Source organism: Bradyrhizobium sp. Bra78 (assembly GCF_024519855.1).
GTDB classification, from domain to species: Bacteria; Pseudomonadota; Alphaproteobacteria; order Rhizobiales; family Xanthobacteraceae; genus Bradyrhizobium; species Bradyrhizobium japonicum_G.
Map to the genome: position 1 here is coordinate 94,811 of NZ_JALJRE010000017.1, position 23,372 is coordinate 118,182.

Annotated in this window: 23 protein-coding genes; 14 read left to right on the forward strand and 9 right to left on the reverse strand. The window is 65.6% G+C overall.

The genetic code is table 11. The annotated features are described in order from the left end of the window. Positions 1-39 precede the first annotated feature (39 nt). The gene (locus OC450_RS30085) at positions 40-810 is read left to right on the forward strand and encodes a DUF502 domain-containing protein (RefSeq protein ID WP_211386389.1); all 771 of its coding nucleotides are present in this window, start codon (positions 40-42) and stop codon (positions 808-810) included. 106 nt (positions 811-916) lie between these two features. Next, the gene (locus OC450_RS30090; RefSeq protein WP_262049210.1) at positions 917-1,774 is read left to right on the forward strand and encodes an NAD(P)-dependent oxidoreductase; all 858 of its coding nucleotides are present in this window, start codon (positions 917-919) and stop codon (positions 1,772-1,774) included. Between the two features lie 15 nt (positions 1,775-1,789). Here the strand turns inward: OC450_RS30090 and OC450_RS30095 are convergent, their stop codons facing one another. Then, entirely contained in the window at positions 1,790-2,311 is a 522-nt protein-coding gene (locus OC450_RS30095) for an AAA family ATPase (protein WP_211386391.1), read from the reverse strand. A 104-nt stretch (positions 2,312-2,415) separates the two neighbouring features. Here OC450_RS30095 and panE point away from each other — a divergent pair, with 104 nt between their 5' ends. After that, entirely contained in the window at positions 2,416-3,345 is a 930-nt protein-coding gene (panE, locus tag OC450_RS30100) for a 2-dehydropantoate 2-reductase (protein ID WP_211386392.1), read from the forward strand. On the opposite strand, the gene recG is transcribed toward panE, so the two are convergent. After that, positions 3,342-5,450: an ATP-dependent DNA helicase RecG gene (gene recG / locus OC450_RS30105; protein WP_262049239.1), complete on the reverse strand. Its 2,109-nt coding sequence runs from the start codon at positions 5,448-5,450 to the stop codon at positions 3,342-3,344. The genes panE and recG overlap by 4 nt on opposite strands. 193 nt (positions 5,451-5,643) lie before the next feature. Between recG and OC450_RS30110 the strand changes: the two genes are divergently transcribed. The 5 genes from OC450_RS30110 (at position 5,644) to OC450_RS30130 (ending at position 10,525) form a co-directional block, all read left to right on the forward strand. Then, positions 5,644-5,934, forward strand: coding sequence for a succinate dehydrogenase assembly factor 2 (locus OC450_RS30110; RefSeq protein WP_211386393.1), 291 nt, complete (start codon positions 5,644-5,646; stop codon positions 5,932-5,934). Beyond that, on the forward strand, positions 5,931-9,449 hold the full coding sequence (gene mfd, locus OC450_RS30115) for a transcription-repair coupling factor (protein ID WP_256806631.1): 3,519 nt from the start codon (positions 5,931-5,933) through the stop codon (positions 9,447-9,449). Before OC450_RS30110 ends, mfd begins: the two co-directional genes overlap by 4 nt. Positions 9,450-9,699: 250 nt before the next feature. Continuing rightward, on the forward strand, positions 9,700-9,909 hold the full coding sequence (locus OC450_RS30120; RefSeq protein ID WP_211386395.1) for a cold-shock protein: 210 nt from the start codon (positions 9,700-9,702) through the stop codon (positions 9,907-9,909). A 160-nt stretch (positions 9,910-10,069) separates the two neighbouring features. After that, positions 10,070-10,270: a hypothetical protein gene (locus tag OC450_RS30125; RefSeq protein ID WP_211386396.1), complete on the forward strand. Its 201-nt coding sequence runs from the start codon at positions 10,070-10,072 to the stop codon at positions 10,268-10,270. Between the two features lie 18 nt (positions 10,271-10,288). Continuing rightward, a complete protein-coding gene (locus tag OC450_RS30130) occupies positions 10,289-10,525 on the forward strand; it encodes a hypothetical protein (RefSeq protein WP_211386397.1) in 237 nt (78 codons plus the stop codon). Between the two features lie 28 nt (positions 10,526-10,553). Here the strand turns inward: OC450_RS30130 and OC450_RS30135 are convergent, their stop codons facing one another. The 4 genes from OC450_RS30135 to OC450_RS30150 all read right to left on the reverse strand — a co-directional run bounded on the left by OC450_RS30135 (position 10,554) and on the right by OC450_RS30150 (position 14,657). After that, positions 10,554-11,390: an SDR family NAD(P)-dependent oxidoreductase gene (locus OC450_RS30135; RefSeq protein ID WP_262049211.1), complete on the reverse strand. Its 837-nt coding sequence runs from the start codon at positions 11,388-11,390 to the stop codon at positions 10,554-10,556. Positions 11,391-11,449: 59 nt separating this feature from the next. Beyond that, the gene (locus OC450_RS30140) at positions 11,450-11,869 is read right to left on the reverse strand and encodes an ester cyclase (RefSeq protein ID WP_256806633.1); all 420 of its coding nucleotides are present in this window, start codon (positions 11,867-11,869) and stop codon (positions 11,450-11,452) included. 66 nt (positions 11,870-11,935) lie between these two features. Further along, positions 11,936-14,176, reverse strand: a complete 2,241-nt coding sequence (locus tag OC450_RS30145) for a xanthine dehydrogenase family protein molybdopterin-binding subunit (protein ID WP_256806634.1) — start codon at positions 14,174-14,176, stop codon at positions 11,936-11,938. 10 nt (positions 14,177-14,186) lie between these two features. Further along, positions 14,187-14,657 carry a (2Fe-2S)-binding protein gene (locus OC450_RS30150; RefSeq protein ID WP_211386401.1) on the reverse strand — a complete coding sequence of 157 codons (471 nt, stop codon included), beginning with the start codon at positions 14,655-14,657 and terminating at the stop codon, positions 14,187-14,189. Positions 14,658-14,859: 202 nt separating this feature from the next. Between OC450_RS30150 and OC450_RS30155 the strand changes: the two genes are divergently transcribed. From OC450_RS30155 to OC450_RS30165, 3 genes are all read left to right on the forward strand, one after another. Further along, the gene (locus OC450_RS30155) at positions 14,860-15,753 is read left to right on the forward strand and encodes a LysR family transcriptional regulator (protein ID WP_256806635.1); all 894 of its coding nucleotides are present in this window, start codon (positions 14,860-14,862) and stop codon (positions 15,751-15,753) included. 160 nt (positions 15,754-15,913) lie between these two features. Beyond that, the gene (locus OC450_RS30160; RefSeq protein WP_262049212.1) at positions 15,914-16,702 is read left to right on the forward strand and encodes a carboxymuconolactone decarboxylase family protein; all 789 of its coding nucleotides are present in this window, start codon (positions 15,914-15,916) and stop codon (positions 16,700-16,702) included. Positions 16,703-16,736: 34 nt separating this feature from the next. Continuing rightward, complete coding sequence (locus OC450_RS30165) at positions 16,737-17,129, forward strand: putative quinol monooxygenase (RefSeq protein WP_262049213.1); 393 nt, start codon at positions 16,737-16,739, stop codon at positions 17,127-17,129. A 1-nt stretch (position 17,130) separates the two neighbouring features. Here the strand turns inward: OC450_RS30165 and OC450_RS30170 are convergent, their stop codons facing one another. Then, positions 17,131-18,024, reverse strand: coding sequence for a LysR family transcriptional regulator (locus tag OC450_RS30170; RefSeq protein WP_262049214.1), 894 nt, complete (start codon positions 18,022-18,024; stop codon positions 17,131-17,133). A gap of 285 nt (positions 18,025-18,309) precedes the next feature. On the opposite strand from OC450_RS30170, the gene OC450_RS30175 reads away from it, so the two are divergent. The 3 genes from OC450_RS30175 to OC450_RS30185 are packed head-to-tail and all read left to right on the forward strand — an operon-like array spanning position 18,310 to position 20,547. Continuing rightward, positions 18,310-18,705 (forward strand): cupin domain-containing protein, encoded by a 396-nt coding sequence (locus tag OC450_RS30175; RefSeq protein WP_211386405.1) that lies wholly within the window; start codon positions 18,310-18,312, stop codon positions 18,703-18,705. Between the two features lie 39 nt (positions 18,706-18,744). Next, the gene (locus OC450_RS30180; protein WP_262049240.1) at positions 18,745-19,740 is read left to right on the forward strand and encodes an aldo/keto reductase; all 996 of its coding nucleotides are present in this window, start codon (positions 18,745-18,747) and stop codon (positions 19,738-19,740) included. A gap of 42 nt (positions 19,741-19,782) precedes the next feature. After that, positions 19,783-20,547: an SDR family NAD(P)-dependent oxidoreductase gene (locus OC450_RS30185; protein ID WP_256806640.1), complete on the forward strand. Its 765-nt coding sequence runs from the start codon at positions 19,783-19,785 to the stop codon at positions 20,545-20,547. A gap of 9 nt (positions 20,548-20,556) precedes the next feature. On the opposite strand, the gene OC450_RS30190 is transcribed toward OC450_RS30185, so the two are convergent. Next, entirely contained in the window at positions 20,557-21,780 is a 1,224-nt protein-coding gene (locus tag OC450_RS30190) for a GGDEF domain-containing protein (protein ID WP_211386407.1), read from the reverse strand. An 86-nt stretch (positions 21,781-21,866) separates the two neighbouring features. Then, positions 21,867-23,369, reverse strand: coding sequence for a class I adenylate-forming enzyme family protein (locus OC450_RS30195; protein ID WP_262049215.1), 1,503 nt, complete (start codon positions 23,367-23,369; stop codon positions 21,867-21,869). Between the last annotated feature and the right edge of the window lie 3 nt (positions 23,370-23,372).

The following is a 23,372-nucleotide window of genomic DNA, read 5'->3' on the forward strand; positions in this document are numbered from 1 at the left end:
AGACCATAGCTTGTGTGCTGCGACCGACCTGGAACCCGAATGACCCCCCGTGACGACGCGCCTGCGCCTCTGGATCCCCTGCCGGAACCGCATACCGGCCTGATGGGCCGCTTCCGCAATTATTTCCTCACGGGCCTCGTCGTGACGGGGCCGATTGCGATCACGCTGTATCTGGTCTGGTGGTTCGTCACCTGGGTTGACGGCGTGGTGCGGCCTTTCGTGCCGCTGGCCTATCGGCCCGAGACCTATCTGCCTTACGTCATTCCCGGCTGGGGACTGATTGTCGCGTTCTTCACGCTGACGCTGGTCGGCTTCCTTGCGGCCAACCTGATCGGGCGGACGCTGGTTGATGTCGGCGAGACCTTTCTCGGTCGCATTCCGGCGGTGCGCGCCATCTATCGCGGCCTGAAGCAGGTGTTCGAGACGTTGTTCTCGGGCAAGGGTTCGAGCTTCCGGAAAGTTGGCCTGGTCGAGTTTCCCTCGCCGGGCATGTGGTCGATCGTGCTGATCTCGCAATCGCCGAATGAAGAGGTCGCGCGCAGCCTGCCGGGGCAGCAGGAGCACGTTTCGGTGTTCCTGCCTTGCTCGCCGAACCCGACCACGGGGTTCTTCTTCTACGTGCCCAAGAGCAAGATCGTCGAGGTCGACATGAGCACCGAGGATGCCGCGACCCTGATCATGTCGGCCGGTGTGGTGCAGCCGGGCTCGGCGCCCGACCCGAAGAAGGCTGCGGCACTCGCCGGCATGGCGAACGCCGCGCGCATTGCCAATGCGGCGGCGCTCCAGCCGCAGCCTGCGAAGGTGGAGTAGGGCCATTCCCGTTTCGGATGGCCGCATTGGCGCAAAGCACTTTCGTCCTCTGCTAGTCTCCCGGTCGAATTGAGCGCCTCGCTCGGAATTCGACCTGGAGTGCACGATGTCCAAAACCATTGCGATCCTCGCCCCCGGCGCCATGGGCAGCGCGGTGGCCCGCCGGCTCAGCGAGCACGGTGCACGCGTGCTGACGTCGTTGAAGGGGCGGAGCGAGGCGACGCAAAAGCGCGCGGCGGACGCCGGCATGATCGGCGCCGAGGACGAAGCGATCGCGGACGCCGACATCATCCTCTCGATCGTGCCGCCGGGCGAAGCTGTGGCACTCGCCGAGCGGCTGGCCGCCCTGATCGTCAGGCGCGAGAAGAAGCCGGTCGTGGTCGACTGCAACGCCGTCAATGTCGATACCGTGATGCGGATCGAGGAGATCATCGGCTCGGCACAGGCGCCGTTCGTCGATGCCGGCATCATCGGATTCCCGCCGCAGCCCAGCGGCAAGAGCCCGGCCTTCTACATGTCCGGCGAGCACGCCAAAGACGTCGCGGTGCTGAAGGAACTCGGGCTCGACGTGCGGATCGTCGAAGGCCCGGTCGGCGCCGCGTCGGCCTTGAAAATGTCCTATGCCGGTATCGTCAAGGGCCTCGCCGGCATCGGCTCGGCGATGGTGGTCGCGGCAACGAAGGCAGGCGCGGCGGACGCGCTGCGCGACGAACTCGCGCTGAGCCAGCCCGCGATTTTGGCCCGCCTCGAAGTCGCCCTGCCGGACATGGTTCCAAAAGCCTATCGCTGGGTGGCTGAGATGCGGGAGATTTCCGGCTTTCTCGGCTCCGATCATCCGGCCAGCCAGATCTACGAGGGCTTTGCGCGCTGGTTCGAGCATCTCGCCGAGGACGCGAATGGCGATGCGATGGAGGCGGACTTGATGAAGGCGTTTGCCGCGCGCGTTGCACAGAAGAAATCCTGATTGTCAGCCAATCACTCACTCGTCGTGCACTGAAACCGAATCCAGAAAGCCCTGGATGTCCCGGTCGCGTCTCAGGCGCACGACCGGGACGTCAGGGCCATATTGGATGCGTTCGGCCTCAATGACTGGCACACGTTCCGTGTCGTAGCGCCAGGCTTCCTTCATCAGTTTCCAGTCGAACTGTTCCGGACACCCCTGGGGCAGATCGGGCCGCGTCGTGTCGCGATCGAGGGCGGAGCGCCAGAGAATGCGCCACTGGCAGAGCCAACGCGGGCGGTCGATGATGACCAGAGTATCGGCGCGGGCGAGGGTGAGATCGAAGGCCAGACCGGAAAAGCTGCCGTCGACGACCCACGCCTCGCCGGCGATCGCCTCGGCGACGCGCGCCCGAAAGCCCGGCTTGTCGGACGGCTTCCAGCCCGGCCGCCAGTAGAGCACGTCGAGATGCACCACGGGCAGCCCGAGCTTGCTCCCGAGATTCCGGGAGAGGCTCGTCTTTCCGCTACCCTGACTGCCTACGACGATGATCCGGCGCATCGCGGCAAGGTTTCACGAAAACCGCCGAGACGATAGATTGGATTTCAACTTGCCGTTCCAGGGGCCGGGTGGCTGTATGTGCGTCGCGTGCAATAGGAGTTCGAATGAGAGTGCTCGTGATCGGCGCAGGGGCGCTCGGAGGCTACTACGGAGCTCGCCTGGTCCGCGCCGGCGGCGATGTGACCTTTCTGGTACGGCTGGGGCGGGCGGAGCAATTGCGGCGGAACGGACTGCAGGTCGTGAGCCCGCATGGCGACTTTGCCGTGCAGCCGAAAGTCATCCTGGCTGACGACCTCAAGGAAGCGTTCGACGTCGTGCTCGTCGGGGTGAAATCCTACTCGCTCGACGATGCGATGGCCCAGTTTGCCCCGGCAGTCGGCGCCGATACGATGGTTCTGCCGATCCTCAACGGTTTGAAGCATATCGATGCTCTGATCGCGCGGTTCGGCGCGAGGTGCGTCCTCGGCGGGCTTGCGAACGTCAGTGCCGGACTCGATGCGGATGGCAGGGTCGTTCAGTTCATGGCCAATCAGACGATTGTGTTCGGCGAGATCAAGGGTTCGTTGAGCGAGCGCGCCCTTGCGCTGGAGGCACTGCTCCATGTCCCCGGCATCGACGTACGCGCCAGCGAAGCGATCATGCAGGACATGTGGGAGAAGTTCGTCCAGCTCAGCACGCTTGCCGGCATCACCTGCCTGATGCGTGCAAGCGTTGGCGACATCCTGGCTGTGCCGAACGGCGAGCAATCTATTTTCCGCCTGTTCGCCGAATGCTGCGCAGTCGCGACGGCTTCCGGTTTTGAGCCGCGCGCTCCGTTCATCGAGTTCGACCGTAAGCTGTTCACGACCCTGGACTCTCCGCTCAAGGCCTCGATGCTGCGCGATATCGAGCGCGGCTCGATCACCGAGGCGGAGCACATCCTCGGCGATATGGCCAACCGGGCCCGTGCGCTGGGCATCGACACGCCGCTGCTGGATCTCGCCCGGGCGCATGTGGCGGCTTATGAGATCGGGCGTCAGAGAGCTGCGGGCTAACCTGCCCCGATCAGCGGGATCGCCTCGTCCCGCTCATACAGATACAGCAGGCACCGCAGCGCTTCGCCACGCTCGCCCTTGAGCTTCGGGTCGTCCTTCAGGATGCGCAGCGCCTCGTCGCGGGCCTGCGTGATGAGCTGGCCGTGCACCTCCGAGCGCGCGATGCGGTAGCCGGGCAGGCCGCTCTGGCGCACGCCAAGCACGTCGCCTTCGCCGCGCAGCTTCAGATCCTCCTCGGCGATGCGGAAGCCGTCGGTGGTCTCGCGGATCACCTTCAGCCGTGCCTTCGACATCTCGCCGAGCGGCTCCGAGTAGAGCAGCAGGCAGGTCGATGCCTCCGAGCCGCGCCCGATGCGGCCGCGCAACTGGTGCAGCTGGGCGAGGCCGAAGCGCTCGGCGTTCTCGATCACCATGATGGTCGCCGCCGGCACGTCGACACCGACCTCGACCACAGTGGTCGCAACCAGCAGCCCGATTTCGTGGGCGGCGAACTGGCCCATCACCCGGTCCTTCTCGGTGCCTTTCATCTGGCCGTGGACGAGGCCGACGCGGTCGCCGAAACGCTTTTGCAGATTTTCGAAGCGCTTGGTCGCATTGGTCAGGTGCTCGGTGCCCTCGGCCTCGGATTCCTCGACCAGCGGGCAGATCCAGTAGACCAGCTTGCCCGATTGAAGCGCTCGGCCGATGCTGTCGGTGACTTCCTCGAGGCGGCTCATCGATATGGTGCGGGTTTCGATCGGCTGGCGGCCGGCAGGCTTTTCACGCAGCTCGGAGATGTCCATGTCGCCGAAATAAGTCAGCACCAGCGTTCGCGGGATCGGCGTGGCGCTCAGCACCAGGACGTCGACCGCTTCGCCTTTCGAGGTCAGCGCGAGCCGTTCGCGCACGCCAAAGCGGTGCTGCTCGTCGACGATCGCGAGCGCGAGATCGTGGAAGATGACGTCGTCCTGGATCAGCGCATGGGTGCCGACGAGCAGGTCGATCTCGCCTTCCGCAAGCTGCGCGAGGATGTCGCGCCGCTCCTTGCCCTTTTCGCGGCCGGTGAGGATCGCGACTCGCATTCCCGCGCGCTCGGCGAGCGGCGCGATGGTCTTGATGTGCTGGCGGGCCAGAATTTCGGTCGGGGCCATCAGCGCCGCCTGCTTGCCGACCTCGGTGACGGCCGCGGCAGCGAGCAGCGCCACCACGGTCTTGCCGGAGCCGACGTCGCCCTGGAGCAGGCGCAGCATGCGCACGGGCTGTTGCAGATCATTGGCGATGGCGGCTGCCGCGTCGCGCTGGGATGACGTCAGCGCATAGGGCAGCGCGTCGATGATCTTGTTGCGGAGATGCCCGTCGCCGGCGTTGCGCACGCCGGCGGGGCGGCGCAGTTGCGCGCGGATCAGGGCGAGCGCCAGTTGTCCTGCCAATAGCTCATCGAAGGCAAGGCGCGACCAGAACGGCTGGTCGGGCAAGATGTCCGTGAGCTCGACCGGCTGATGCACGCGGGTCAGCGCTTCGGTGATCGGCGGGAAATTGCATCGGCGTAGCACCTCCGGGCTGATCCATTCCTGCAGGGCCGGCAGTTTATGCAGCGCCTGGGTGACCGCGCGGCGCAGCGACCCGAGCGCGAGGCCCTCGGTCAGCGGGTAGACGGGATCGATCCCGGAGAGTTTCGAGATCGCCTCCTCGTCCAGCACGCGGTCGGGATGCACGATCTGCGGGATGCCGTCATACATCTGGAGCGTGCCCGAGACGTAGCGCTTCTCGCCAACGGGCAGCAGCTTTTCGACATAGCCGGGCTTGGCGCGAAAGAACGTCAGCACGACGTCGCCGGTGTCGTCGCTGGCATAGACGAGATAGGGCGCGCGCGCATTGCGCGGCGGGGGCGGGCGGTGGCGATCGACGGTGACCTCCAGCGTCACCATGGTTCCCTGGGCGGCGTCGCGGATTTTCGGCCGGGCCCGGCGGTCGATGACCTGGCTCGGCAGATGCAGCAACAGGTCGACCAGCCGCGGCGTCTCGCTGCGGCTGAGCAAATATTGCAGCAGCTTGTCCTGCTTCGGACCGACGCCGGGCAGGCTGGTCACGGGAGCGAACAGCGGATTGAGCAGGCTGGGGCGCATTCTTGCAACATTCGTCATGCGCGGGCTCGACCCGCGCGTCCATCTTTTCAATGACGATGGATTGCCGGGTCAAGCCCGGCAATGACGGTCCGCAAACAATTGCAATAACAAAGGGCTGACACGGCTCGCCTGAATGGCTATATCACCCCGGCCCGGCACGTCCGGGCTTTCTGCGTTTGACTGGATTTGAGACATGACGGGAACGACACGATCGAGCAACGGGCTGGATGACCGCCGCAAGCGGCTCCTGTTCCGCTGCTGGCACCGCGGCACGCGCGAGATGGACCTGATTCTCGGCCGCTTCGCGGACGCCGAGATCGGCAATTTGTCCGACACCGAGCTGACCGAGCTCGAGACGCTGCTCGAGGTCAACGATCCCGATCTCTATGCCGCCATCACCGGCGACAAGGTGCTGCCGGCTGATGTCACCGGCGCGCTGTTTGCCCGCATCAAGGCGTTTCCGATCGCGGACGGCAACGCATGAAGCAGGGGATGAAATCTCCGGCCGAGCTGCTCACGCCCGGCCGTGCGCTGACGCTTGCCAATGTTGCCGAGGGCGCCGAGGGCCTCGTCGTCTCCGATCTGGCACGCGCCATCGCGGCGCGGCCGAAGAAGCCGGCCGTCAGCCTCGCGGTGGTCTGCCGCGACGGCCCGCGGATGCAGCAGCTCGAGCGCGCGCTGCAATTCTTTGCGCCCGATCTGCCGGTGCTGACGTTTCCGGCCTGGGACTGCCAGCCCTATGACCGCGTCTCGCCGCATGGCGGCGTTTTGGCGCAGCGCCTGACGACGCTGGCGCGGCTTGCCTCGCTTACCGGCAGCGACAAGCCACTGATCGTGCTGACCACCGTGAACGCCGTCGTTCAGCGCGTGCCGGCGCGCGAGCTGGTCGCGGCACAAGCGCTGTCGGTGGCGCCGGGCAACGTCGTGCCGATGGACACCATCATCGCCTGGCTCGAGCACAACGGCTACAACCGCTCCTCCACCGTCCGCGAGCCCGGCGAATACGCCGTGCGCGGCGGCATCCTGGACCTGTTTCCGGCCGGCCTCGAGCAGCCCGTCCGCTTCGACTTCTTCGGCGACAGCCTGGAATCGATCCGCTCCTTCGACGCGGAGACCCAGCGCACGCTGCTCGACATGCGATCGCTGGATCTCGTGCCGATCTCCGAATTCCAGCTCGTCACCGACACTATCCGCCGCTTCCGCATGGGCTATGTCGCCGAGTTCGGCGCGCCCGAGCGCGACGACGCGCTGTACGAGGCCGTCAGCGAGGGGCGCCGCCATCCCGGCATGGAGCATTGGCTGCCGCTGTTCCAGGACCGGATGGATACGCTGTTCGACTATCTGCAAGGCGCGGCCGTCGCGATCGAGCCACAGGCCGAGGACGCCATCCGCGAGCGCTTCAAGCAGATCCTCGACTATTACCAGGCCCGCCACGATGCGATGGAGCATCCGGGCGGCGGCGCCATCTACAAGCCGCTGCCGCCTGACAGGCTCTATCTGACCGAGCAGGAGTGGGGCAGGCGCGAGAGCGAGATGCCCCTGGTGCGGCTGACGCAGTTTTCGGTTCCGGCCGATGGCACGAGCGTCGTCGATGCCGGAGCGCGCAAGGGCCGCGACTTCGCGCCGGAGCGCAACGACACCGCCGCCAACGTATTCGAATCCGTCGTCAGCCACGTGATGGGGCTGCACGCCCAGCGCAAGAAAGTGGTGATCGCGCTCTGGAGCGAAGGCTCGCGCGACCGCATGACCTCGATGCTGCGCGACCACAAGCTGACCCACACCACCAGCGTCAACAGCTGGCGCACGGTGCAGGCGACCCCGCGCAACGAGACCATGCTCGCCGTGCTCGGCCTGGAAAGCGGTTTCGAGACCGACGAGATCGCGCTGATCAGCGAACAGGACATCCTTGGCGACCGCCTGGTCCGGCCGCGCAAGGCGAGCCGCAAGCTCGACAATTTCATCTCGGAGGTGACGAGCCTTGCCGCCGGCGACATCGTGGTCCACGTCGACCACGGCATCGGCCGCTTCATCGGCCTGCAGACGCTCGACGTCGCCGGCGCGCCGCACGACTGCCTCGAGCTGCATTACGCCGCCGAGACCAAGCTGTTCCTGCCGGTCGAGAACATCGAGCTGTTGTCGCGCTACGGCTCCGATCAGACCACGGTCGAGCTCGACCGTCTCGGCGGAAGCGGCTGGCAGACCCGCAAGGCGAAGCTCAAGAACCGCATCCGCGAGATCGCGGGCGAGCTGATCAAGATCGCCGCGGAGCGGCATTTGCACGAGGCGCCGAAGCTTCCGGTGCAGCCGGGCCTTTACGACGAGTTCTGCGCACGCTTCCCCTACGACGAGACCGAGGACCAGCTAGGGGCGATCGAATCCACCCTGAAGGACCTCGAAACGGGCCGTCCCATGGACCGGCTGATCTGCGGCGACGTCGGCTTCGGCAAGACCGAGGTGGCCTTGCGCGCGGCCTTCGCCGTGGCGCTCGAAGGCAAGCAGGTCGCGGTCGTGGTGCCGACCACGCTGCTCGCCCGTCAGCACCACAAGACGTTCAGCGAGCGGTTCAAGGGTTTTCCGGTGCAGGTCGCACAGGCCTCGCGCCTGGTCCCGACCAAGCAGCTCAATCTGGTCAAGAAGGGCCTCACCGACGGTTCGGTCGACATCGTCGTCGGCACCCACGCGCTACTCAGCAAGTCGATCAAGTTCAGGGATCTCGGGCTGCTGATCGTCGACGAGGAGCAGCATTTCGGCGTCAGCCACAAGGAACGGCTGAAGCAACTGCGCGCCGAGGTGCACGTGCTGACGCTGTCGGCAACGCCGATTCCGCGCACGCTCCAATTGGCGCTCACCGGCGTACGCGAACTCTCGATCATCGCCTCGCCGCCGGTCGACCGTCTCGCGGTGCGCACCTTCGTCGCCCCGCACGATCCGCTGATGATCCGCGAGGCGCTGCTGCGCGAGCGCTATCGCGGCGGCCAGGCGTTCTACGTGGTGCCGCGCATCGACGACCTCGCCGAGGTCAAGGATTTCCTCGACAAGAACGTGCCGGAGATGAAGGTCGCGGTCGCGCACGGCCAGATGCCGCCCGCCGTGATCGAGGACATCATGACCGCGTTCTACGACGGCAAGTTCGACATCCTGCTGTCGACCACCATCGTCGAATCCGGCCTCGACATCCCCAACGCCAACACTCTGATCGTGCACCGCGCCGACATGTTCGGCCTTGCCCAGCTCTACCAGCTCCGCGGCCGCGTCGGTCGCTCCAAGCTGCGGGCCTATGCGCTGTTCACGCTGCCGGCGCAGCAGAAGATCACGGCGCAGGCCGAGCGCCGGCTCACCGTGCTGCAATCGCTGGAGACGCTGGGCGCGGGCTTCCAGCTCGCCTCCCATGACCTCGACATCCGTGGCGCCGGCAACATCCTGGGCGAGCAGCAGTCCGGCCACATCAAGGAAGTCGGCTTCGAGCTCTACCAGTCGATGCTCGAGGAGGCGATCGTCAACCTCAAGGCCGGCGTGTCCGAGCCGGCCGCCGACCGCTGGTCGCCGACCATAACGATCGGCATGCCCGTGCTGATCCCGGAGGACTATGTCGGCGACCTCTCGGTGCGGCTGTCGCTCTACCGGCGGCTCGCCGATCTCGACAGCGAGGAGGAGATCGAGAACTTCGGCGCCGAGATGCGCGACCGTTTCGGCGTGCTGCCGGACGAGGTGCGCTACCTGTTCAAGGTCGCCGCGATCAAGGCGTTCTGCCGCCAGGCCAATGTCGAGAAGATCGATGCCGGTCCGAAGGGCGCCGTCATCGCCTTCCGCGACAGTTCGTTCGCCCATCCCGACCGACTGGTGTCGTTCATCCGCAGCCACGGCCAGGCCGCCAAGGTGCGGCCCGACATGAAGGTGGTGTTCTTCCAGGACTGGGAGACGCCGGAAGAGCGTCTCGCCGGTACCACCGAGATCATGCGCCAACTGGCGCACCTCGCGCAGAGCAAGAAGGCGGCGTAGACGCTATCGCGCCTCCAGGAGCGGCGCAGCGCGAAACGATGCGGCGCTCCTGGATCCGAAAACAACGACTTATGGCTACTTGCGGAATGACCGAGCAGTAGCCATATCCATTCCATCGAGTTTCGGCCGAATGACTTGGCCTCGCCGCTTTCAAGCGCGCCTGACTGACGACCCTCCCTCCAGATCTCGACGACACCGACCGCGCTTCTGAGCCCGGCCAAACGCTTATCTGTCTTAAAGGACGACCCCCATGACGACGGGAACTGTGAAGTGGTTTAACAGCCAAAAGGGTTTCGGCTTCATTCAGCCAGACCAGGGAAGCCAGGATGTGTTCGTTCATATCAGCGCCGTTGAACGCGCCGGCATGAATACCCTCAACGAAGGGCAGAAGGTTTCTTTCGAAATCGTTGCAGACAGCCGAACCGGCAAGTCTGCTGCTGAGGATCTGCGCGCCGCATAGGCTGCCGCAATCGCCATGACGTCGCTTTGACCACGGATGTACTGGCAGAGCTTCTGATTTCTGGACCCGCGACCGTTCATCGGCCGCGGGTTTTTTGCACCGGCTGACGCCCGTCGCAAATGAGAACGCCAATGGTCGCATTTCGCGCAAAGATCCCCATATGGACTCCATGAGCAATTGGCAGAAGTCGACCACGCGACAAGCACCCAAGACCAAGGCTGAGCTCCGGCTCATGCTGACCGAGGCGGTCCGCAATACGCAGCCGGGCCTTGAGCCGGAGCGGCTGTCGAAATCCAGGAAGATCGCGGCCGGGACGGCTCCCGCCAATCCAGCGTCCGGGGGCGCCGCACCGGTTCGCTGAGCCACGAGAAGGACCAGCATGCGCAAGCTTCCCCAGCCCACCGAGCAAGAGCTTAGAGAGGGGCCCCAGGCAGTGTCCTTTCAGATCGCGAATGGGAACGCGCGGCAGAGCTGTATTCTGCAAACCAATTTCCCCACCAAAGTGCAGGCGCAGAGATACCTTCTGGCGAATTGGCCGGCCGTCGAGAAGATGGCGCGCGACGCTCTCGCGACGGGAACCGTTGAGGACGGCCAGGTCAAGCTCGTGATGGTTTGAGCGTTCGAGCTCCGACGGCGGCGTGATCTCAGAAAGAGCCGTCTGTCGACTTGGACAGGTCAGAGTACGCTCGCAGTTCCTCGAGGCGAGCTTCGAGGGCCGGCTGGGCCACCGCGAGCGCGTCGCTGCCGGCCGCGAACTGCCTCGGCGGATTGTCCATCCCGGCGATTTTGACCAGGGCATCGCCGAGCCTGGCCGGATCACCTTGCTGGGCGCCGTGGTAGCCTGACCACATGTTTTCTGCGGTGCCTTCCGCGGCGTAGTCTTCGATCGTGCTGCCGGCATATTTGGCGTTGTGAGCATCGAGCAGGTCTGTCCGGAAGAACCCGGGCTCGACTGCGACGATCTTGATGCCGAACGGCTCGACCTCATGGGCCACCGATGCCGACAGGCCTTCGACCGCGAACTTTGCGGCGCTATAGGCCCCGCAATGCTTGAAACCGACGATACCTGCTAGGGAGCTGATGTTGATGATCCGGCCGGATCTCCGCTTGCGCATCACCGGAAGTACCGCGCGCATCATGTACATCACGCCGTAGAAATTGGTCGCGATCAGTCGCTCGATTTCAGCCGTGCTCAACTCCTCGAAATTGCCGAGCAGGCTATAGCCGGCATTGTTGACGAGAACGTCGATGCGGCCGAACGCCTTGATCGCCGCGTCGACAGCGGGCTTGGCCTGGGCCTCGTCGGCGACGTCCAACTGCACGAACGCGAGGTTGTCGCCTGCGACGTCGTTCAGGGCATTGCGGACCTTGTCGAGGTTGCGGCCGGTCGCGACGACGCGATCGCCGGCCTTCAATGCCGCCCTTGCGGTTGCCACACCGATGCCGCTGCCGGCGCCCGTGATGAACCAGACCTTGCTCATGATTACTTCCTGTTCTCGGTGTTGAGAGGGCACTGGCGCCGGGGCTTGGCGGTCAGCCGCTAATTTGCAGGGACTGCGCCGATTTGCTGAAGCAATCCGAGCAGATCGGGCTGGCCTGTTTCTTCGATGATCTGCCCATGCGACAGGCGATAGATGTTCAGGGCCTGGACCGCGATCTTCTTCCCGGTCGATGGGGTGCCGAAGAAGGTGCCGAGGTGAGTCCCTCCCATGGTGAAGCGCGCAGCCACCTTGTCATCTTCGGCAACCATCTCCTCGAGCGTCCATTGAATATCCGGGAAACTTCCGCGCATCATCTGGATGATGGCAAGATAACCCGCCGGCCCTCGCATCGGCTCGCTGCGTCCGGGGACATGGAAGGTCGCATCGGGAGAAATGAGCTCTGCGGCCAGAGTCTGGCTAGCAGTGTTGATGAACTCCGTGAAACGGATCATCACCTTCTTGCTCACGTCTGATGTCATGACGTCATCTCTCTATTCATGGACAATGTGGATATTCGGAAGACGACCGTGGCGGCCGCCGCCTGATCAGGCCAGTTTGAACGGGAGCTGACGCAGCGGCTTGCCGGTCAGCCGTGCGATGGCATTGCCGAACGCCGGTGCCAGGGGCGGCAGGCCAGGCTCGCCGATGCCGGTGGGTGGTTCGACGCTGGGCACGATGTGGACGTTGAATTCGGGCATGTCGGTGATGCGCGCGACGGTGTAGCCATCAAAATTACTCTGTTCGACCACGCCGTCCCTGAGCGTGATCGCCGACCCCGGCAGGCACATCGAGAGGCCAGTGACTGCGGCGCCCTGTACCTGGGCCTCCACGGTGCGTGGGTTCACGGCCAGATTGCAATGCACGCCGGCGGTTACGCGGTGTAGCGCAGGCCGGCCGTCTTTCACCGACGCTTCCACCACATAAGCCACCACGGAATCGAAGGACTCGTGCACGGCCACGCCCCAGGCCCGGCCCGCAGCAAGGTGCGTCTTGCCGTAGCCGCTTCTGTCCACCGCCAGTTGCAGCGCGTCCCTGTGGCGCGGATGCTTGTCGCCGAACAGCCGCATCCGATAGGTGACCGGATCCTGCTGCGTCGCACGGGCGATCTCGTCGAGCAGGGTCTCCATCACGAAGGCGGTGTGGGTGGAGCCCACGCTGCGCCACCACAGCACCGGTACGTTGAGCTTGGGATGATGCACGGTCAGGCGCATCGGCAGCGGGTAGGGGTCGCGCATGCCTTCGGTTGCCGTGCCGTCGATGCCGTTCTTGACCTGGAACTGCTCGAACACGGAGCCGGTGGTGATGGATTGGCCGACAATGACGTGATCCCAGGCCAGTACGTTGCCGCGCTCGTCGAAGCCGATGCGGGCGCGGTGCAGATGCATGGGACGGTAAAAGCCGCCCCGCATGTCATCCTCGCGGCTCCACAGCGTGCGCACCGGCGCATTCAGTCCGGCGGCCCGCGCAGCCTTCGCGATCTCGCAGGCCTCGACCACGGTGTCGCTCGTGCTGGAGAAACGCCGGCCGAAGCCACCGCCGGCCATTTGCACGTTCACAGTCACCTGTTCGGGCTTGAGGTTCAGCACGCGCGCCGCCGCGCCCGCATCCAGCCCGGCACATTGGCTGCCGACCCACAGCTCGGCGCGGCCCTCGGTGAGGGCAACGGTGCAGTTCAACGGCTCCATCGCCGCGTGGGCGAGGTAGGGGAAGACGAACTCGGCTTCCAGTTGCCGGGGCGCTGTGGCGAGCGGCGCCATGTCGGCGTCGAACTTGCGCGGGCCGGGACGGCCGGCCAGCTCGCGGTAGTGGACGAGCTGCCGTTCGCTGTCGACCTTCTCCACCTTCGCGGAGTCCCACTTCAGCTTCAGGGCGTCGCGGCCCTGTGTGGCCTGCCAGTATCCGTCGGCGACCACCGCGACGCCTTCGGCGCCGCCATCCAGCGGCACGCGCAGCACGGCCTTCACGCCATTGACGGCGCGCGCCGCGCTGTCATCGACCGCGGCTAGGCGTGCGCCGAATACTGACGGACGCGCCACGACGGCTGTCAACTGACCGGGCAGGCGCGTATCGATGCCGAAATCCTGTCGCCCGCTGCTCTTGGCCCGCGCATCCAGGCGCGGCGTAGGGCAGCCGATGATGCGGAAATCCTTCGGATCCTTCAGCGTAACCTTCTCAGGCACCGGCCGTGCCATGGCGGCTTCGGCCAGTTCGCCATAACCGAGCTTGCGGCCGCCGGGGCCAAGCACCGTCCCGGCCTGCGTTCGCAGCGTGGCTATATCCACCTTCCAGCGCGCCGCGGCAGCTGCGAGCAACATGGCCCGTGCGCGTGCGCCGAGTTCGCGATACTGCGAAAAACTGTTCTTGATCGAATGCGAGCCGCCGGTGAGATGAATGCCGAACAGCGGATCGACATAGGCGGCATCGTTGGTGCCGTGCCGGCTGCGCACCAGGGTCCAGTCGGCGTCGAGCTCTTCGGCCAGGATCATCGGCAGCGCGGTGTGGACGCCCTGTCCGAATTCCAGCCGGTTGATGGTCACGGTGACCTCGCCGTTGCCGGCGATTTGGACGAAGGCCGACGGCTGCTGTGTCGGCTTGAGGGCGCTGGCGGGGTTACCACCAGCGGTCGTCGCGCCCATGGCGACGTGGGGAAATGCGCCGAGCGCCAGCCCGGTGGCCCCGGCGAGTTTCAGGAAGCTGCGGCGCGGCAGCGTCTTCACGGGCTGACCCCGTTCCAGCATGTGCTGGAGCGCGCGCGGTAATTCGCTGTAGTCGATGTTCGGCAGCATGGCGGCTCCTTCAGGCGAGCGTGCGCGCGGCGTCGGCGACGGCGGCGCGGATGCGGACGTAGGTGCCGCAACGGCAGATGTTGCCGGCCATCGCCGCGTCGATGTTGTCGGGGGTGGGTTGCTGTCCGGCGGGCAGGGACTTGATCAAGGCGATGGCGCTCATGATCTGGCCGCTCTGGCAGTAGCCGCACTGCGCCACGTCGTGCTTGACCCAGGCTGCATGCACGGCGGCGCCGACGCGGTCGGTGCCGTCGGTCGCGGCCTCGATGGTGATGATCTTCTTGCCCTCGGCATCCGAGACTGGCGTGATGCAGGAACGGATGGCCTCGCCATCCAGATGCACCGTGCAGGCGCCGCATTGGGCGGCACCGCAGCCGAACTTGGTGCCGGTCAGCCCGATCACGTCGCGCAGCGCCCAGAGCAGGGGCATCGCAGGGTCTGCATCGATCGTGACCTCCCGGTTGTTCACGATAAGCTTCATCAATCCGCTCCTTGCGGCCTGTCGCGCAGGCCGAGTTGGTCAACTAGGCGTGCCGACATTCGGCTACGTTTGGAGCCGTCGGACAGCCACGACGGCGTCGTCTCGACCGGTGCGCTACGGGCCCGCTGACAGCCTGATAAACCTAGATGCGGATTTCGATTAGTCATTATAATCTGCTTAAGCTTATGTATGTGGTGCATGAATGAAGCGAGACGATCTGTATGACCTCGCAGCCTTTGCTGCGGTCGCGGAACAGGGCAGCTTCACCCGTGCGGCGGCCGAGCTCGGCATGTCGCAGTCGGCGTTGAGCCATGCCATGAAGGCGCTGGAGGAGCGGCTCGGGGTGCGGCTGCTGTCGCGGACCACGCGTTCCGTGTCGACGACGGAAGCGGGGGAGACGCTGCTGCGTTCGCTGCGTCCCGCGCTGGACGAAATCTCCTCAGGTGTAGACGCGGTCGGCGCTCTGCGCGGCAAGCCGTCCGGCACCGTCCGCGTCACGGCGACCAAGCACGCGGTCTCGTCCGTCGTGATGCCTGTCCTGCCGCGTTTCCTTGCGTCCCATCCCGATATCCGGGTCGATATGATCGTCGATGACAATCTGATCGACATCGTCGCGGAGCGCATCGACGCCGGCATCCGTTTCGGCGACATCGTCGAGAAGGACATGATCGCCGTCCGCATCGGGCCGGACATCCGTATGGCTGTCGTCGGCGCGCCCTCCTATTTTGCCGACCATCCGGTGCCCAGGACGCCCCGCGAACTCGCCGGCCATCGCTGCATCAACTACCGGCATGTCAGGTCGGGTGGGCTTTACGCCTGGGACTTCGAGGAGAAGGGCCGGCCCCTGGAGGTTCGCGTCGAGGGACCCCTCGTGTTCAACAACGCCGATCTGATTCGAGAGGCAGCATTGGCGGGGCAGGGCATCGCCTATGTCTACGCGGATGAGGTAGCAGCGGACGTCCGCGCCGGGCGGTTGAAGCGGATTCTGGAGAAATGGTGCCCGACCTTCCCCGGCTACTACCTCTATCATCCCAGCCGGCGACAGATGCCTCCGGCGCTGGCTGCGCTGATTGGCGCGCTTCGTTACAAACCGTAAGAGCGCGACACGGACAATTCATAAGCTTGCTCGATAAGTCCATGCGAATTACGCCATCTAATCGCACGGCGGCCCATCTTCTATAACAGGCTGTGAGGGGTGACCACGCCCTGCCGGCGCGCGCGTCCGGGAAGCAACCGCGGCGCACAGGAGATCCTTCATGAAGCTGCAAGCCGCGGTCGTCGCATTGCTTGCGTTGATGGTAATACCATCGGCCCGCACGGAGGAGACTGCCATCATGACCGGATCGAAGTCTGTGCTCTCGTATGAGGATGTTCGGAAGGTTGCCCCGGCGCTGGAGGCCTACACGCAGAACCGTCTCCTCGGCGATGTCTGGAAACGGCCCGGCCTTGCGCCGCGCGACCGCAGCATCGTCATCCTGGCAGCGCTGATCGCGCGCAGTCAGACGATCGAGATGCCGTATCATTTCAATCTTGCGCTCGATAACGGCGTGAAGCCGCGCGAGATATCGGAGATGATCACGCATCTCGCCTTCTACGCCGGCTGGGCCAACGCGATGTCGGCCGTGGCCGTTGCCAAGGACGTCTTCGCGGCCCGAGGCATCGGCGCCGGAGAGCTTCCGGCCGTCACGGTGAAGCCATTGCCACTCGACGAGGCTGCCGAGGCACAGCGTGCAGCGTTCGTCGAGGGCCAGTTCGGCGCATCCTTCCCAGGCGTTGTGCAATACACCACCGACGTGCTGTTTCGTGACCTGTGGCTGCGTCCGGACCTTGCGCCCAGGGACCGTAGTCTCGTCACCATCAGCGCGCTGATCGCCAACGGGCAGATGGCGCAGCTCACGCCGCACCTCAACAGGGCGATGGACAATGGTCTGACCCAGACCGAGGCTTCGGAAGCCATCACGCAACTGGCGTTCTATGTCGGCTGGCCCCACGTCTTTTCGGCGATGCCCGTCGCCAAGGATGTGTTTGCGAAGCGGCCACGTTAGCCGCGTTCGCCCGGCCATTGGCGAGGAGGCTGACTTGAGTATCTCGCAACTTCTTCTGATCGGCGCGTCCGTGCTCACGGCAGCCGTCTCCGGAGTCGCTGCCGGCGCCGGAACGCAGCCGCTCTACGTGCAGGAGGCGGAGATCGAGGTCGATCCCGCGCATCTTGAATCCTACAAGGCTGCGGTGGCCGAGCAAATCGAGACCGCCACGCGCGTTGAGCCCGGTGTCATCGCACTCTATGCCGTATCCGAAAACGACAATCCCGCACGCGTCAGGGTGTTCGAGATCTACCGGGATCAGGATGCCTACCGGTCTCACCTGGAAACCATCCACTTCAAGACATACAAGGCAACGGTGGAGAAGATGGTCCGGTCGCTCAAGCTGATCCGAACCACGCCCATCGCTTTTGGTGCTTTGCCAAAGTGATTCAGCCCCGGTGGCGGAGCGCCTCCACCAGCAGCGCAAAGGCCGCGGAGGGCTGACGCCGGCTTGGGTAGTAGAGATGGTAGCCGGGATAGGGCGGGCACCAGTCCTCGAGCACCCGCCTGAGGCGGCCCTTGCTGATATGTGGTTGCACCGGGCCCTCCGGCAGATAGGCCAGGCCCAGGCCTGCAAGCGCGGCCTGGAGCATCTGGGTCGTGGTGTTGAAGAACAATTGGCCGTCGACCCGAACCTTGAGCTCCCGCGAGCCCTTTTCGAACTCCCAGGCGTACAATCCGCCGTGGGTCGGCAGGCGCAGATTGATGCAATTGTGCTCGACCAGTTGCGACGGCTTTCTCGGCTCTGACCGGCTCCGGAAATAGGACGACGCCCCGACGACAGCCATGCGCGCGTCGGGGCCGATCCGCACCGCAATCATGTCCCTCGCGACTTGCTCGCCATCCCGCACGCCGGCATCGAAACGCTGCGCGACGATATCCGTCAGGCCGTAGTCGCTGACGATCTCGACCTTGATGTCGGGATACTCACGCAAGAGCTTCGCAAGTTTCGGCAGAAGGACAGCGTCGGTGGCATATTCGGTCGCGGTGATGCGGATCGTACCCGAGGGCCTTTCCCGAAGCTCGGTCAAGGCGGCGAGTTCGGTCTCGATCTCGGCGATGCGTGGACCCACATTGCGCAACAGACGCTCGCCGGCGGCCGTCGGCGACACGCTGCGCGTAGTGCGCGTCAGCAGGCGTAGCTTCAGCCGGGCCTCAAGCTCCTTGATGGTGTAGCTGAGCGCGGACTGTGAAATGCCGAGTTTCGCGGCCGCTCTCGTGAAGCTGCCTTCTCGGGCGACGATCAGGAAGGCCGAGAGGTCGTCGAGATTTCCGCGCTGCATTTATCGATCCTGCTTATAAGCCCATGCCAATTATAGTGGCTAATCCGCATAGCCGCACGCGTTAGATTTGGCGCAGTCCCGCTTGAGGTAAGGCGAGCACGGCATATGGATCGATCGGACGTTCCCTTCCGGCAATGCGAGAGCAATGCGGCGAATGCACGCTGCGTGCTGACGCGACGGGGCATGCTCTCGGGCGCTGCCGGACTGGTTACGCTGGCATCGTTCCCTGCAGGCTCTGCGCGGGCTCGGGGTGAGACTAGTCCGACAACAGGAAGATTTGGAACAATGGACATCAAACGCAACGGCTCACGCCCCGCTGGCAAAGGCCCCGAAGCATGGTTCAGCGGCACGGTTCGCGTCGATCCGCTCTTTCAGGTGGGTGATCCAGCACAGCTGAGCGGTGGTCAGGTGACTTTCGAACCCGGCGCACGAACCATGTGGCACACCCATCCGCTCGGCCAGACCCTGATCGTCACGACCGGCCTCGGCTGGGTGCAAAGCGAGGGGGGACCGATCGAGGAAATCCGCCCCGGCGATGTCGTCTGGTTCCCACCCGGCGAGAAGCACTGGCACGGTGCGACCGCGACGACCGCGATGACGCATATCGCCATCACGCAGTCACTCAACGGCAAGAATGTCGACTGGATGGAGAAGGTCAGCGACGAACAGTATCGCGAGTGATGTCGCAGCTGGCTGAGTGATATGACCGAAAGACCGAAAATGCAGATGCGCGAGCTCGGCGATAGCGGCCTCACGGTCTCGGCCATGGGACTCGGCTGCATGGGCCTGAATTATCATCGTGGCCCGGCGCCGGAACGGAACGAGATGATCGCGCTGGTCCGCGCGGCGGTTGAACGCGGTGTCACCTTCTTCGACACCGCCGAGGTGTACGGCCCGTTCACCAATGAGGAACTGGTCGGCGAGGCGCTGAAGCCGTTCCGGAAGGACGTCGTCATCGCCACCAAGTTTGGCCACGACCTCGATCCCGCCAGCTCTCAAACATCTGGCGGGCTCGACAGCCGTCCCGAACGCATCCGGCAGGCGGCCGAAGGTTCGTTGAAGCGATTGCGGGTCGATGCGATCGACCTGCTCTATCAGCACCGCGTCGATCCCAATGTCCCGATCGAGGACGTCGCCGGTGCGGTGAAGAATCTGATCGCCCAGGGCAAGGTCAGGCATTTCGGCCTCAGCGAGGCCGGTGCCTCGACCATCCGCCGCGCGCACGCGATCCAGCCGGTCGCAGCGATCCAGAGTGAATACTCGCTGTGGTGGCGTCAGCCCGAGGCGGACGTGTTGCCGGTTTGCGAGGAACTGGGGATCGGATTCGTCCCTTTCAGCGCCCTGGGGAGGGGATTCCTCACCGGCCAGATCGACGAGAGCACGAGCTTCGGCGGCAATGACAATCGCGCCGGCTTGCCGCGCTTTACGCCCGAGGCACGCAAGGCGAACAGGCCGGTCGTGGACCTGCTCGCCGAGATCGGCGTTCGCAAGCGTGCAACGCCGGCGCAGGTCGCGTTGGCCTGGTTGCTGGCACAGAGGCCGTGGATCGTCCCGATCCCCGGCACGACGAAGCTCGGCCGCCTCGACGAGAACATCGCCGCGACCTCGGTCGCGCTGACTCCCGACGAACTCAGGCACATCGATGCCTCGGTCGCGCGGATCACCATCACGGGCGATCGCTACTTGCAAGCGGAAGCCGCGCGTACGCAGCGCTGACAGCGCGTACGGCGACCCGATACATCGATAGGAGAGATATCCATGAACATTTCATTCGCAGGAAAGGTCGCGCTGGTGACGGGCGCGGCATCCGGGCTGGGTCTGGCCACGGCAAAAGCCTTCGCGGAAACCGGGGCATCCGTCGCGCTGGCGGACTGGAACGAGGATGCGGTGCGGGCCGCGGCAAGCGAACTGGCCACCCGAGGTCACAAGGCCATCGCGATCCGCTGCGACGTCTCCGACGACGCACAGGTCGAGGCGATGGTCGCGAAGACGGTCGCCGCCTTCGGCAGGTGTGATGCCGCCTACAACAACGCAGGTGTCCAGAACGTCCTCGCAGACACCGCCGACACCACCCGCGAGGACTACGACCGCGTCATGGGGATCAACCTTCGCGGCGAATGGAGCTGCATGAAATTTGAACTGCAATACATGCGCAGACAGGGGAGCGGCGCGATCGTCAATTGCTCGTCTCTCGGAGGACTCGTGGGCGGCGCCGAGCGCGGCATCTATCACGCCGCCAAGCATGGCGTCCTTGGCTTCACCAAGAGCGCGGCGCTCGAATACGCGGCGCGCGGCATCCGTATCAATGCCATATGCCCGGGGCTGATCTGGACGCCGATGGCCGACCAGATGGTCGCTAGCGGCCAGGGCGAAGCTCTCAAGGCCATGGAGAAGAGCGTGCCGATGGGACGGGTCGGCCGGCCCGAGGAGATCGCGAGCGCGGTGCTGTGGCTGTGCAGCGACGCCGCCAGCTACGTGACGGGCCAATCCATCTCGGTGGACGGCGGGTTCATCATGAGGTGACGAGACTACCTACGACGCCGCCCGCGACGCGTCCGCCGAAAGACGCCCTAGCAGTGACCGCGCCGTATCCGACGGCGAGAGCGAATCCACCGAGACGACGGGATCGCTGCGCATCTCGTGCTTGCCGTTCGAGGTGTGGCGCATCACCGCCGACAAGCGGCGCGCGATCATGTGCGCCGTGCGGAAGTCGGTTTCCGCGAACACGACGATGACGGAGCCGTCCTTCTGGGCCGCGCCAAAATCCATCTGCCGCATCAGCCGGCTCAGGATGCGCGCGGCATCGAGCTGGGCGCGGGAGTTGCCGGGATCGAAGGCGAAGCGCGCGACCGAGAGGCCGCCGCCGCGGGCCAGTGTCTGCTCCACCGCCTTGGCAAAATCGCGGGCAAAGGCTTCCACCGTGAGCAGGCCGCTGCGCGGATCGAGCCAGCCGCCGGCATCGATCGAGCGCAGCGTGCGGCTCAGTTGCGATTCCATCGCATGCTGGCGAATCAGCGGCAGCGCGTTGGCGGCGATCTTCGCCGGCTCGCCCGGGATCAGCTCGAGATTGGGCAGGTCGTAGGTCTGCGTCAGCTGGTGTGCGGTGACGACCACGGGCAGGCTGCGGAAGCGGGTGTCCTCGGCGAGCACGGTGAGGAAGGCATCCGTCACGCGCGCGGTAAAACCTTCGGCGAGCACGACGCCGTCGAGGTCGCGGGTGTTGAGATGTTTGGCCGCGGCTTCGATCGAGAGCGCACCGATGACACCGGCGCGCTCGCCGAACGCGACGGAGAGCGCAGGGTAAGCCGCGCCGCGGCCGATCAGGAGCACGGTGGCATCGCGTGCGGGATCGGCCTCCGGCAGCGCGACCTTCACCTCAGGCAGCCGGCGCAGCACCGTGGCATGAAGCGTGCGGACGCGCAGCGCGGCGCGAAGCCGCGCGATCAGGCGGTCGGAATTGCCGCTGCGGGAGGAAAAGGGCAGGGCGTTGTGCGGGAGCGCACCCGCCGCGTCCAGCGCCACGAAGGGAAGGTAAGGCGATTGGTCCGCGATCTTCCTGGCGAGCGGCGCCAGATGCGGCTCGTGTCCGCCGGACATCGTGGCGAGCACGGCGGCCGGCTGCACCTGTTCGACCGCGCGCGCCGCGCTGGCCCAGTCGGCATCGACCACGGGAAACAGCCGGGCCTCGTCCAGCGCCGCAATGAAGGCCGGCCGCTCGACATTGGACACAAACAGGATCGGGCCGGCCTGGGACATCGAGAAACTCTGATCACGGCAACAGGTGCTGCGCAATCTAGTCCGGCCGCCTTAATGCAGCGTCAATGGATCGGTCGAAACTACGCTTAAACCGGCCCGGACCGGTCGCGAAAAGCTTCGACCATCAAGGGGTTAAGCCCGAGCTCGCTGAGCGCCTCGCGGGCGCGCGTATTGTCCTGGGCCCGGCCCGCCAGCCGGTGACCCGAGAGCCGGTCGGGCAGCGCGGTGAGCAGGGCGCCCTGGCCGAGCCGGCGCGCCCATTCCTGCAGGTCGTTGGAGAGGAATCGGTAGCCGCCGACGGCCATGATTCCGGATGGCGGCGCGGTGATGCAGATCGCGCCGCTCGGACGGTCGATCCGTGCGGCATAGCCGGTGTCGACATAGTCGCGCGGCGGCTGCGCGATCAGGGTCTCGCCGACCGGCTGCGGCGGGGCATAGGCCGCGATCGGCACCATTGCTCCGCGCAGGCCGAGCGTGCCCTTCGGCGTCAGCAGGATCTCGCCGGCGATGGAGGAGCCGGACTGCTCGCGCGGGGCGCCGTGCGGCCCGGGCATCACCGCAACAGGCATGCCGTCCTCGCCGCGACGGGCGCCGAACAGGCCGGCTTCGCCGAACAGATAGACGTCCGTGAGAGGCGCATGCGGCGCGATCCAGGCATCGCTCGCCGCCACCTGCTCCGGGGCGCGCCACAGGCCGATGACGTTGCGTAAGGTAGGCATGCGCGCCGCCAGGTCGGCATCGCCGAGCCGCAGCGCGAGTTGCGCAGGGGCGATCAGCACCTCGCATTCATGCTCGACGATCTGCTGCTCAAGCACGTCGTTCTCGAAGGGGTGATGCAGCGCGAGCGCGCCGCCGCTCAGCAGCCACACCGCGAGCGAGGAGGCGAGGCCGGCGAACGACATCGGCGTAAACGCCGCCATCACGGTCGCGCCCTGCCGGATGTCGGCTTCCAGCGACATCGCGAGCCCACCTGCGATCAGGCTGAAATGCGGCCGCGGCACCGGGCGAAAGCCTTCCGCGGTGACGTCGAAGGAGATCATCGCCGCCTTGCGGCCATCCTGGATCACGGCGCGCGCGGTGCCGGGCGGGCGAGCCAGCACGTCATCGAGCGCGGCCATGCCTTCGGGCAAATCGGCGCCGAAGCCGCAGACATGGCGGATCGAGAAGGCTTCGGCAGCCGCATGCATGGCCAGATCGGCATAGCTGACGCCGTCGACCGTGCTCATGGTGACGATGGCGCGCGCCGCGGTGCGGTTCAGAGCGGCGGTCAGTTCGGCATGACGCCAGAGCAGCGGCAGCACGGCGACGACGAGGCCGGCGCGATGGGCGGCGAGCACGGTGAGCACGAACTCGACCGTATTCGGCAACTGGATCGCAATGACGGAATTGGCCGGCAGGCCCGATTCGACGAAGTAGGCCGATAGCGCCTCGATCGCCGTGTCGGCCTCGGCATAGCTCATCCGCCGCGGCTGGTGCCCGGTCACGCGGGCCTTGTTGAGGGGGTCGAGCAGGGCAGGCGCATGCGGCTGCCGCATCAGCGTGCGCTGAAACAGCGTGTCGAGCGTCGGCGATACGGCTGGCTGGTTCACGGC